This window comes from Apilactobacillus pseudapinorum (assembly GCF_040369555.1).
Classification (GTDB): Bacteria; Bacillota; Bacilli; order Lactobacillales; family Lactobacillaceae; genus Apilactobacillus.
Window position 1 is genome coordinate 14,854 of the sequence record NZ_BAABVU010000039.1, and the last position, 12,523, is coordinate 27,376.

At 35.2% G+C, this 12,523-nt stretch carries 13 protein-coding genes and 2 other annotated features; of the genes, 3 read left to right on the plus strand and 10 right to left on the minus strand.

Annotated elements, in window-relative coordinates; genetic code table 11:
* Positions 1-9 precede the first annotated feature (9 nt).
* From ABWU86_RS06615 to ABWU86_RS06660, 10 genes are all read right to left on the minus strand, one after another.
* Positions 10-648 carry a sugar transferase gene (locus ABWU86_RS06615; protein ID WP_353322120.1) on the minus strand — a complete coding sequence of 213 codons (639 nt, stop codon included), beginning with the start codon at positions 646-648 and terminating at the stop codon, positions 10-12.
* Between the two features lie 15 nt (positions 649-663).
* Entirely contained in the window at positions 664-1,446 is a 783-nt protein-coding gene (locus ABWU86_RS06620) for a tyrosine-protein phosphatase (protein ID WP_353322122.1), read from the minus strand.
* Positions 1,447-1,454: 8 nt separating this feature from the next.
* Positions 1,455-2,174: a CpsD/CapB family tyrosine-protein kinase gene (locus tag ABWU86_RS06625; protein WP_353322124.1), complete on the minus strand. Its 720-nt coding sequence runs from the start codon at positions 2,172-2,174 to the stop codon at positions 1,455-1,457.
* Between the two features lie 13 nt (positions 2,175-2,187).
* Complete coding sequence (locus tag ABWU86_RS06630) at positions 2,188-2,898, minus strand: YveK family protein (protein ID WP_353322126.1); 711 nt, start codon at positions 2,896-2,898, stop codon at positions 2,188-2,190.
* Positions 2,899-3,008: 110 nt separating this feature from the next.
* Complete coding sequence (locus ABWU86_RS06635; RefSeq protein WP_435370537.1) at positions 3,009-3,965, minus strand: LCP family protein; 957 nt, start codon at positions 3,963-3,965, stop codon at positions 3,009-3,011.
* Positions 3,966-4,167: 202 nt separating this feature from the next.
* Positions 4,168-5,553, minus strand: a complete 1,386-nt coding sequence (locus ABWU86_RS06640) for a hypothetical protein (RefSeq protein WP_353322128.1) — start codon at positions 5,551-5,553, stop codon at positions 4,168-4,170.
* 69 nt (positions 5,554-5,622) lie between these two features.
* A complete protein-coding gene (locus ABWU86_RS06645) occupies positions 5,623-5,979 on the minus strand; it encodes a hypothetical protein (RefSeq protein WP_353322130.1) in 357 nt (118 codons plus the stop codon).
* A gap of 7 nt (positions 5,980-5,986) precedes the next feature.
* On the minus strand, positions 5,987-6,310 hold the full coding sequence (locus ABWU86_RS06650; protein WP_353322132.1) for a hypothetical protein: 324 nt from the start codon (positions 6,308-6,310) through the stop codon (positions 5,987-5,989).
* Positions 6,303-7,601 carry a Y-family DNA polymerase gene (locus tag ABWU86_RS06655; RefSeq protein ID WP_353322134.1) on the minus strand — a complete coding sequence of 433 codons (1,299 nt, stop codon included), beginning with the start codon at positions 7,599-7,601 and terminating at the stop codon, positions 6,303-6,305. Before ABWU86_RS06655 ends, ABWU86_RS06650 begins: the two co-directional genes overlap by 8 nt.
* Positions 7,602-7,700: 99 nt before the next feature.
* Positions 7,701-8,015: a SemiSWEET family transporter gene (locus tag ABWU86_RS06660; protein ID WP_353322136.1), complete on the minus strand. Its 315-nt coding sequence runs from the start codon at positions 8,013-8,015 to the stop codon at positions 7,701-7,703.
* A gap of 173 nt (positions 8,016-8,188) precedes the next feature.
* Positions 8,189-8,414: a binding site (T-box leader), on the plus strand.
* Between the two features lie 143 nt (positions 8,415-8,557).
* On the opposite strand from ABWU86_RS06660, the gene brnQ (ABWU86_RS06665) reads away from it, so the two are divergent.
* The 3 genes from brnQ (ABWU86_RS06665) (at position 8,558) to brnQ (ABWU86_RS06675) (ending at position 12,480) form a co-directional block, all read left to right on the plus strand.
* Entirely contained in the window at positions 8,558-9,934 is a 1,377-nt protein-coding gene (brnQ, locus tag ABWU86_RS06665; protein ID WP_353322138.1) for a branched-chain amino acid transport system II carrier protein, read from the plus strand.
* Positions 9,935-10,026: 92 nt separating this feature from the next.
* Positions 10,027-10,671 carry a hypothetical protein gene (locus tag ABWU86_RS06670; protein ID WP_353322140.1) on the plus strand — a complete coding sequence of 215 codons (645 nt, stop codon included), beginning with the start codon at positions 10,027-10,029 and terminating at the stop codon, positions 10,669-10,671.
* Positions 10,672-10,728: 57 nt separating this feature from the next.
* Positions 10,729-10,965, plus strand: a binding site (T-box leader).
* A 126-nt stretch (positions 10,966-11,091) separates the two neighbouring features.
* Positions 11,092-12,480 (plus strand): branched-chain amino acid transport system II carrier protein, encoded by a 1,389-nt coding sequence (brnQ, locus tag ABWU86_RS06675; protein ID WP_353322142.1) that lies wholly within the window; start codon positions 11,092-11,094, stop codon positions 12,478-12,480.
* The last annotated feature ends 43 nt before the right edge of the window (positions 12,481-12,523 follow it).

Genomic DNA, 12,523 nt, shown 5'->3' on the forward strand with positions numbered 1-12,523 from the left:
CACCAAGCATTAATACGCGTTATTCGGACAAATCATTATCCAAACTGTTTTGATACATATTTTGAAATCTAATAACATACTAGCGTCTTTTATATAGGTTAAATCCAATTCAACCATTTCATCAAAATCTAAAGCATTTCTTCCACTGACTTGCCAAAGACCAGTACATCCAGGTTTAACTACCAGTCTGTTTAGATCGTAATCTGTATATTGTTTAACTTCTTCGGGCAAAGGAGGTCTTGGTCCTACAAGAGTCATATCTCCTATAAGGACATTAATAAGTTGTGGAATCTCATCAATGCTATGTCTTCTTATATAGTTTCCTACCCTTGTTACTCTTGGATCATCTTGAATCTTAAACATAGCTCCGTCGACTTCATTTTGTTCAATTAGACCAATTTTTTCTTTATCTGCGTCGATGTACATGGATCTGAACTTTAGAATCTTGAATTCTTTTCCATTCTTACCAATTCTAGTTTGAGAATAAAACACCGGGCCAAAGTCATCGATTAAAATTGCTACTGAAGTAACTAAGATAATCGGAGAAGATATTATTAATCCAATTAGGCTAATAACAACATCAAAAAGCCTCTTAATTAAAAGATAGCCGTTATTATAATTATGAAATTTAGTTTCCGTTCTATTCATTAATATCCATCCTAATTAAAAAAACTTTTTGAAAATTGATAACATTCCGTTTGAATTGTTAACTTTATTTATTTCTACACTTGGCAATACATCTCCACGCCAAATCATTTCAGCATTTCTTTCGAATTTATCCATATATTGTTGCCCTTTTGAATTAGCAAGCTTGTTAAATGCATCATCCATTCTAAATCTTCTTCCAGATACATTATGTGCATCTGATGAGAAAACAAACCCTAAATTAGCATCAATTATTTGTTCAGTGAACTTTTCTACTGTCTTTCCAAATCCACCAACATAACTAGATGCGGTAATTTGGGTAATACAACCTTGATCCACTAAATCGTATAACTTATCGGGATCATTTTGAAAGCCATGATTTCTCTCTGGATGCACGATTACTGGAGTAATATTTCTTACAGTTAATTCAAATATTAAGTCACTTGTATATGCTGGAACATCGCCGTGAGGTAGTTCTAACATTAGGTACTTTTGATTTGAACTAGTGAATAAAATATCTTCTTCATCTAAAGATTGAAGAAGATTTCCGTTAATATGAACCTCTTGACCAGGCTTTAGTTCAATATTTATGTTGTTAGCATAAAGAATTTTTTGAAATTCATTAACCTTATTTTCAATATCTTTTTTATGATTTAAGTATTCAGAATCCATATGATGAGGAGTGAGTAATATTTTATCAATCCCCTGTTTTTTAGCATCTTCAGCCATTTGAAGAGCTAAATCGATTGTATCAGGACCATCATCAACAAAAGGTAACATATGGCAATGTAAATCAATCACTTTATCACCTACTTAGAATAGTAATAGTAGTAGTTATTATCTAGATTTTCTTTATCCATATTCATAACTGCTCCTAAAATATTTGCTTGAACCTTATTCAATTGTTCAATTGCTAATTTTTCTCGCTTCTTTTCTGCAATTCCTTGTGGAATTACCATAACAACACCATCTACTGAAGTGGAAATGATTGAAGCGTCAGTCATTGTGTTCACAGGTGGGGCATCAACAATTACTAAATCATTTTCATGATTATATTTCGCTAAAATATCCTTAATTTTATGATTTCCTAGAAGTGCTGATGCGTTAGGTGGGATTGGGCCACTTGTAATGACATTCAAATTATCAATATTGGTGTATCTCACTGATTCTTCAACCGTAGAGTTACCTGATAAAATAGTTGACAATCCGGTAGTATTACTTACGTGGAAAGTCTTATGAATAGTAGGTCTTCTCATATCACCATCAACTAAAACAACATTTCTACCTTGCTTAGCGTATGTAATAGCTAGGTTAGCGCTAAAAGTTGATTTACCTTCTGAAGGATCTGCTGAAGTAATCATGATACTTTTAACTCCACCACCAATATTAGTAAAAGCAATATTAGTCATAACCGTTCTAAATTGTTCAGAGACAGCTGAAGTTGGATACATTTGAGCAACTAAATTCACTCCATACTTTGAGCTATCATCGTTTAATTTTTTCTTTTTGTTTTTCTTGAATAATCCCATTTTTTTATCCCTCCTACTTCTTTAAATTCTTTTTAATATTTTTCATATCAATATCACTAATAGTTCCTAAATCAACCAATCCTAAATTATTAGTAATATAGTCAACGGTCGTAATGGTTTTATCATTATATTCTTTAATAAGAGCTAGAAATGAACCCAAGATGATCCCAACAACTAATCCTAATAGTAAACTTAATGATTTTTTTGGAAAAACAGCCTTATTATTCACTCTTGCTTTAGAAATAATTGAAACGTTATTAACGTTCATTATCTTTTTAATTTTTTGTTTAAATACAGAAGCAGTGGTATTCGCTACTTCAGCGGCATCAGAAGCATTGTGAGATGTAACATTAATGCTAATAACTTGAGAACTAACATCAGTTTCTACATCTAATGTGCTTTGACTATAAGCATCTTTTCCAACCTTATCCTTAACAGCGCTACTAATTGTTTGACTATTCAAAATACTTTTATATGTATTAACTAATTGTAAATCTGTTGTTTGAACTTGTTGTTGTAGCGTTACATCGGCATCTTTATCTAATCTTTGATTAACAATAATTTCCGCTGTTGATTGATACTTTGGTTTTATAACAGTAAAAATAGCGATCCCGAAAACGATTACCGTAATTATGGTTGTAACAATAATTGTTTTTGTATGTTTTAGTAAGATACTAAAAATTTTGTTTAACTCTTCAATTGAACTATTCTCTGAATTATTCACTCGTCTAACCATCCTTCTTTATTATAGAGATATATAGATATAATTATAGCACCAGTGAGTCCTTTTATAAATGTAATTTAAAAAGAGTGTGATTATCATCACACTCTTTTTTATTTCAAGCTATCATTGATTACATTTGAGATTCTAGTTTGTTCACTTCCAGATACATCTTGGAATGATACACCGTATTCATTGTCGTTAGTCCCATGAGCATAATCACTCTTGATGTTTTGATTAGTTCCACGGTAATGAAGTGCTAATTGTAGCATGTCGTTCATTGTTAGATTAGTTTTTAAGTTCTTTGATAGTGAATCTAAGAAAGCTGTATTTAGAACGGTTTTGTATGAAATGGCCTTCTTCATCAAAGCGGTTAACACAAGTCTTTGACGAGCTTGACGACCATAATCACCTTGTGGATCTTGTTCTCTCATATTGGAGAACCACATAGCTTTAGTTCCATCCATATGTTCTAGTTGACCCTTAACATAATGTTCATTTTCATAATCAAAAGTTAATGGCGAAACAACATCAACACCACCGACTTGATCGATCGCTTTTTTTAAACCACCTAAACTCAATACTACGTAATAATCAATTGGAATATTGAAGTGTTCTTGCATAGCGTTAATAGCTTCTTTAACATCCCCATAAGTGTATGCTGCATTGATTTTGGATGGAGAATATTGTGGAAAATCTGGTAAGTTAACCTTCATATCACGAGGAACACTTACCATAGTGGTAGTCTTTGTCTTAGGATTCAAAGTAATAACCATCATACTATCTGTACGACCCTTGTCAGTTCTTCCATCAAAGTCAGTATCAGTACCCATAAATAAGATTGACACTGGTTTTTGTTCTTGAAGAATCTTATCAGCATTTCTTACTGATTTAGCACCAGAAGCTTTATAAACATCATTAGCAACTTGGCTAGCTTTATGATAAGCAGCAAATGCTCCGACACCAATTAATACTACCAAGATACCAACGATCCATAGCGTAACTTTTTTCCAAGTTTTCATACGCTTCTTTGGCTTTTTATTTTTGTTTTGTTTGCTTACGCGACTCATTTGTTCGTCGTTGTTCACAAGACTCACTCTTTTCTGTTTTTATTTTATATGTATAACATTGTTGGTATTATACAATAAAAAATAGCACTTTGCCTTTAGTCTTAAGACATTCTTAATTTATGAAAGCACATTCATAGTTATTATGTCGGGCACGATATAAAAATATTACATTATTGTTACTAAAAAGGTAGATAACTTAAAGTTAGCTACCTTTTGATTGTTTTTTATACATATCAACATTGACGTTATCGAAGACTCCGTGGAATAACGCTTGGTTATTATTCCCCACTAAATGACCAATATCAAAGTTTTTAATAATCACTTCTTTATCAAGTGATTTAATGTAAACAATCTTTTCGACAATTGTATTAACACTTTGCTTGGGATTGACATGAATCGCTTGATTAGGATTTTCTTGATACCCCTGTACTGCTTGCGATAAATTTCCCACCGGTAGTACGTAGCGAGTGAATTGATTAGTAGCCAAAAAACCAACATTAATTCCAATCAAAATGGTGAAGGCAGTTAAAAGTAGATAACTACTATATTGGTTGGATAATCTAGCTTTATAGCGACTAATCATTTGTGCCACAATCGTCATCACAAAGAAAATCAACATTGCATAAACTGGGTATCCATATCTAGCAATATAAATCGGCCTTACTAAGATGGAAACGATAATTCCAGTAAGCGTAGTTAAAATAAAAATTGAGATTACCATCGTTAAGCCAATCTTGAATTGTTTCGACATATTAAAGTAAGCCCAAACGATTGGATAGATGCATAGCACTAAAAAGACGATCGCATAAACACTGCCACCATTTTCGGTAAAAACATCAGAAAATAAGTTAGTGAAATTACCAGAAACAGTGCCCCAAGTTACATCGGGAATCCAATAAGTACTTTTAACTTGTTGAACTTGAGAATATGCAACAACGCCCCACGGAATAAACATAATTAAAAAGACCATGATAGATGATAATAGTGCATGCGTATCATGACGATTTAACTGGAACTTAATGAAGTACAAGAATAGCATCCAGCCCGCAGCCACCGCTGCAAAGTAATGTGTATATGAAGCTAGTGAAGCAAACAACACCGCTAGAACAATATGGCCTGATTTATGCGAGTGATCATAATGTTGTAATTGGTTAAATAATAGTGCCAATAATAATGCTGCTAATGCGTACATTCTGATTTGAGTGGAATAACGCATAATACTTGGTGCTAAAAAGAAACCAATCCATTGGATAGCATGTGATCGTGGCACGCCCAAGTTCTTAACGGTTCTAGATAAGACGACAAAGGTTAATATCGCCACGATATAAGAAAATACCCGGGCGAATACCACTTGAGTAAATAATGAGTCCGTCCAAAAAGTAGTTAGATTTAAAAACGATTTTAACGCAAGGTAATAAAAAGGTGGATGAACATCCATTGCATCTAGTCTAATAATGTCACCAAAATTATGACTAATTAATGCCATGGTAAAACTTTCATCACGCCACATCGTTGGATGCATGAAAAAGAGCATATAGACAATTGATAATAAGAATATTCCAAGTGTTAATTTGGCTTTTTTACTCATCCATAATTCACCTTTCGTTATTTGTTACTATCCATTATACCAGATGTATTTTAGACTTTTGTCTATTTACTATTTAACAATTAATATTTCTGCCATCAAGATGATCATCTCAGTTGTATCAACCAAAAGAGTGACTTGGTCAGGTTGTAAATTAACTACAATCCCATTAATGATTTGTTGTTGGTTTTCGACATTAATTAAGGTGATTTCAACAGGTTGTTTCTTTTTTCCTTTTGAATCTAGTTGCTTATAAATTGCCTTTTGACTCATATACAAATAACTATCATCAATTGATTCACGCTGTTCTTTTCGAAGTGCACTTACGTGGTCTGATAACATAAAGCCCTGCCATTTCAGCATCCCTCTATCATGATAGTAATAATCAAAGAAATTTTGCACCGTTTGGTCATCAACATTATGATTCATCTAGTTCTCAATCCTTTCTTTTAGGGCGTTGAATATAACCATTCTTGCTTTCCCATTTAATTCCTTCAAAACCAGCGAAGACTACCGTTAATTTCAATTCTGCTTCGATTAAAGATAGTAATTCTTCTAAATCTAAGATATTAGTACTCTTCACATGGTGTAGCGGTGTTACCCGAGTAATATGTCCCGGCTTAAATCGAATCATATAGAAATTAAATTGGTGGTCGTATGGATCCAAGACAACCTTCAAACGATATTGAACGTTATATTCTCTTTTAAAGAGTGGTTGCGCGCGGTCTAAAATTAATCGAGCTGTTTGTTGATTAGTCATATGCATTTCCTCCATTATGACCACCGACTAATCCGGAACGTTTTAGCATTGTGGCACCTTTTTCTAAACTATGGCCTTTAAAGATGGCGGTCGCACCAAATTTATAGCGAATTTCATCAGTTACTTGGTCTAATTTCGACTTTTTAATTTGAACTTCTGGATTAGAAAAAATATCTAGTTGTTGAGCGCTACTATCGCTTAAGCGGGTATATGAAACGCCGACATTTCTAATTCGTTCGCCATGCCAATGCTTATGGAACAAGTCCATTACCGCTCCGATTAATTCCCGATTATCTGAAGTTGTCGCAATTTTTTGCTCATGCGAAATACTTGTACGTTCACTACCTTCACTTTCTGCGTATGAAAAGCCTAAATATAAATGAACACAACTAGTTTGCTTTTTGCGATGGCGTAATCTAGATGCCACTTGTTCAGCGATTTCGGTAATAACGACTTCTAATTCGTGCTTATCTTTATAGTCCCTAGGTAGGACTTGCGAATTAGATAACCCTTTATCTTTAATTGGCACCTTTTGGTCTAATTGTGCGCGATCAATTCCCCATGCAATCGCAAATAATTGATATCCCATCACTCCTAAATGAGCTTTTAATTCATATGGATCAGTTCGTGCTAATTCACCTAAATTATGAATACCAAGGTTTTCCAAATGTTCTCTAGTATGCTTACCGATACTCCAAATTTTATCTAGTGGTTGAATTGGCCACACTAATTCCGTGAAGTTTTGATAGCTCAATTGACCTACTAAATCACGATTGTGCTTAGCGAATAAATCCAATGCTAACTTAGCTTGGACTGGATTATCACCAATTCCAACAGTGGTATAAAGACCGAGTCTTTCTCTAACTGTCATTTGAATTTTACGGGCAACTTCAGCGGGTGAATTACCAAATAATTGCCATGAATGCGTTAAGTCTAGGATTGTCTCATCAATTGAATATGGGAAGCAGTGCTTTTCATCTGCGAACTCATGAAAAATTTGATTAATTTCTAGGTTCTTTTGGATATACAAGTTCATTCTAGGAGGAACCACAATCAATGAATCATCCCAAGGTAAATCACGCTTTCTAGTCACATTCGTAATATGAAATCTTTTCTTAGCAGTAGGTGATGATGCTAAAATCAAGCCACCATTAGTGTTATCTTGATCAGACATGACCACTAAACTAGCGGTTAGTGGATTCAATCCTAGTTGAACGCACTCAACACTGGCATAAAAGGACTTATTATCAATCACCATAAAGACTCCTCTAGGTTCTTTTGAATAATCCATTTGCAGCTCCTCCTTTCGATAAATTTATTATACGAACAAATGTTCTTTTTGGCAAATAAAAAAAGCAGACCGACTTCGATCTGCTCATTAGGCTCTTTATTAATGTACATACACTGTTACCAGTGTTACTAAACCAAAAATAACTCCCGGGACATTTGAAATAATTAAAGGCCAATCTTTATAGGTCTTAAACCAACCATATAGTGTCCATAGTGTTGCGTTAATTGTAGCAACGAATGGTTGAATTGGGCTAACTGGTGTTCCAGAAAAGTTTTGAATAATTTCTGGAATGTATGCAATGTACATAAGTGATGAAGTAAAGATAGCCACTTTACTCATAAGTTTTAAGTTCTTGATTCTTTGATCAGAAACTTCTCTTCTTTGATTCTTTGGAACATAATTATCAATCTTCATGTATATATATCTCCTCTATCATACTAAAAAATTGACAGCTATTTATTGGTTTATAGTATAGTAATATTATATCACTTGTGAATCAAGGGATTTGTTAAGAAAATTATAAGAATTATTATTTTAAAAATAATGTTGACATTATTCTCATCAAGTTTTAATATAATGTCAAATAAAAGATTGCTATGAGAAAGTTGAGTAACAAATCACATCAATTTAAGCGAGCTTCGTCTGGTGTAAGGAAGCATTGATTCGGTTGTGAAAATCCCTTTCGAGCGATGTACTGAACAAAGTAAAGTGCATGGGGAGCGCCCCTTACAGCGTCAGCGTATGTTAGTACGTGAAGGTAGCTTTTTTTAGCTACGAATGTAAGGTGGTACCGTGTCGAAAGACGCCCTTAGTCTATGAAAATAGATTAAGGGCGTCTTTTTTTATTCCAGCAATCAAAAAAACAATAAAGGAGATGATGGCAATGGATAGTCCGATTGACATTTTACCGATAACAAACATAACTACCACAATTAGATTATTAAAGGAGTCTTACTATGCAAGATTTAAATACCAAACCACTATCAACCAAACAATACTTAGTCGTCAGTTCACTGCTATTTGCCCTCTTCTTCGGAGCTGGTAACTTAATTTTCCCAATTCACTTAGGTCAATTAGCCGGATCACATTGGGTCTTAGCGATGCTGGGTTTCCTATGTACCGGAGTCGTTTTACCACTACTATCAGTGCTAGCCATCAGTGTCACTAAATCCAAAGGAGTCTATGACATCGGAGTTCCACTTGGTCCTACCTTTGCGCTAGTCTTCATGGTCTTAATCCATGCCACAATTGGGCCACTATTTGGAACTCCTAGAACAGCAACTGTTCCGTTCGCAGTGGGTGTACAACCATTCTTACCAGATAAATATGTCCACGTGGGACTACTAGTATTTTCATTCTTATTCTTCTTAGCTGCCTTCCTTCTTTCATACAAAGAATCAACTATCATGGACAGTGTTGGAAAACTATTAAATCCCGTCTTTTTAGTGCTATTATTCGTTGTTTTCTTCTTAGCTTTCCTACACCCAATGAGTTCAGCAGCTGCACAACCTGTTACTGCAGCTTACCAAAACGGATCATTCTTTAACGGTTTCTTAGAAGGTTATAACACTATGGATGCCTTAGCCGGTTTAGCATTTGGAGTAACCGTCGTTACCGCTGTTAACCAACTAGGTAAAACTAATCCATTTAGTAACGCCAAGGTTACTGCCAAAGCTGGTTTTCTAGCTGAAGGATTAGTCGGCTTAATCTATGTGGTTCTAATCTGGTTAGGTGCCACTACTTTAGGTCATTTCAAATTATCTGCTGACGGTGGAGTCGCATTTAACCAACTAATGGGCTACTACTTAGGAACTACCGGTCACGCACTATTAGCAACACTACTTACATTAACTTGTTTAACTACTGCCATGGGATTAGTGGCAGCATTCGCGCAAGATTTCCACAAACACTTCCCAGTATTAAGCTACGTTCAATGGTTAGGTCTAATGTGTGTTGCATCATTCTTAACTGCTAATTTTGGTTTAGATACTATCATCCAATGGTCAACACCAATGCTAATGTTCTTATACCCATTTGCAATGGTCTTAATCCTACTTTCAGTATTTTCACCACTATTCCAACGCGATTCTGTCGTTTACTTCTGGGTAGTGCTATTCACCACTGTTCCTGCTTTAATGGACATGTTGGCATCATTCCCACCAGTCGTATCACAAAGTGCATTTGCTAAAGCCGTTGGTGGTTTCCAACAACACTACTTACCACTTGCATCCATCGGTATGGATTGGGTCGTATTCGCAGTCGTTGGTTTACTATTAGGCCTAATGTGTCACTACTTAAAAAATAAACATTTAGCGGCAAACGTTGTAGAATAAAGCCTATCCCATAAATCAGAGTCGAATCCAAGATTCAACTCTTTTTTTATCTATTCAAAGTGATAACATAGCAATTGAAAGGACGTGTTATCGTGAAAGATAAAAAAGCAATTATTACTGTCATCTCAGCCATAATTGTCATCATTCTAGCTATCATGGCATTTGGTGCATATCATCATTCAAGCTCTAAAACCGATAAGACTGCAACTAGCTCAAGTAGCATTGCTACTTCTACTTCATCAAGTAACAGCAGTTCATCATCTATGAGTAGCTCATCCAGCCAAAAAACTGTAAAAAAAGACACTAAGAAACAAACCGCCCAAGACATCAACCCTAACCCAGTCTACAAACCCATTACTAGTAATTACTATGGTAATTGGTACTACGGACAAGAAGCTAAAATCGTGGTTCAACCTGACTTATTCAGAGGTGATCACCCCACCGATCCTGTTTCTGGACAAGGCCCACTTATGATGGAACGTTATGGTAAAACCGATGCCGTTTACATCGAATCACTATACAAAATCAACACTTATTGGCCAGCTGTTCTTAAGGTAAGTGGTGACGAAAGCTATAACGTAATGGTAACTAGTAACGCCAACCAATTTAATGACTTTAAGATTTACACTTCTGTGCCCACTAAGAATCCGATTAAGGAATACACTTTCAAACAAAGCCATCCCGAATTAGTTGATAAACACTACATTTCAACTGATGAATTAGATTCTTTAAAATAATATTTGACTTTCAAAAATTTTACTGCTATATTTTTTTAAGTAAATAAATCAGTTTAAATAAAAGCGATGAAAAAGCAGAGTAACATTTAAGCGAGTTCAAGAGAGTCTCTAGTATCTGGAAATGAGATAACCGATTATTTGTGAAAGTATCTTTGGAGCTATATACCGAAATCCTGCCGGAGAGTAACGTATATTGGGTACACCCATTACAGTGTTAGCGTATGTTAGTACGTGAAGTGGCTAATCGATATTTGATTAGCAATTAAGGTGGTACCGTGCGAAAGCACCCTTGGTTCAATAAGAACTAAGGGTGCTTTTTTTATTGCTTTTACAAAAAAGGAGATGATGGTTATGACAAGTGTCGTGAGTAGTTAATACATGCAAGCAATTTAACACCCGTATTTTCAAGGAGGAAACGTCATGGACAATGAAATTAAAGACATCAATACTAAACCATTATCAATCAAACAATACTTAATTATCGGATCAATGTTATTCGCACTATTCTTCGGTGCTGGTAACTTAATCTTTCCCATCCATTTAGGTCAATTATCCGGTGCTAACTGGGTTCCAGCAACGCTGGGATTTCTAGCATCCGGAGTATTATTACCACTACTATCAGTGCTTGCGATTAGTATCTCCCGTGCCAAAGGGGTATACGATATTGCCCGACCACTCGGTCCTGTTTTTGCCATTATCTTTTTAGTTTTAGTACATTCAACTTTAGGACCACTATTCGCAACCCCTAGAACTGCCAGTGTTAACTTTACGGTTGGGATTGAACCATTCATCCCCGCACCATACGTAAAGATTGCAATGCTAATATTCACCGCTCTATTCTTTATCGCAACATTCTACCTTTCATATCGTACATCTAGCATCATCGATAACTTAGGTAAAATTTTAAATCCACTATTTTTAGCATTGCTATTCCTATCATTCTTACTAGCATTTATGCATCCAATGGGGAATGCATCCCTACAACCGGTTACTGAAGCATACAAACACCAATCATTCTTCAATGGTTTCCTACAAGGTTACAACACCATGGATGCCTTAGCTGGTTTGGCCTTCGGGGTTACTGTGGTTGCTGCTGTTAAACAACTAGGTAAGACCACACCGAAATCAAACGCTAAGGTTACTGCTCGCGCCGGTTTGATTGCTGAAGCATTAGTTGGAATTATCTACATCATCTTAATTTGGATTGGGGCCACTACTTTAAACCTATTCAAGATTAGCAACGATGATGGTGGAACTACTTTTAACCAATTCATGGGTCACTACTTAGGTATGACTGGTCATACGTTATTAGCTACCTTAATGACTCTAACTTGTGTTACTACTGCCGTAGGTCTAGTAGCCGCTTTTGCTCAAGACTTTCACGATCACTTTCCTCGTTTGTCATATCACCAATGGTTAGCAATTAACTGTTTCCTATCATTTATCATTGCCAACGAAGGATTAACTTTAATCATCACTTGGTCAATTCCGGTATTAATGTTCTTATACCCATTTGCGATGGTACTAATCATTCTTGGATTATGTACCCCACTAATTCATAAAGATAAAAACGTATATCTATTTACGATTATATTTACTTTAATTCCTGCCTTCTTTGATATGTTAGCTGCATTACCACCTGTTTTAGCTAACCTATCATTTATCAAAGCACTAGTTCACTTCGAACAAGGCATCCTACCTTTTGCATCCATCGGCATGGATTGGGTAATCCCGGCCTTCGTAGGATTACTAATTGGATTAATCATTTACAAAACTAAAGGACACCAACTAGCCCGTGGTCAAGAATAAAAAAAGCGACTATTCCAAATAGGAATAGTCGTTTTTAATTTCT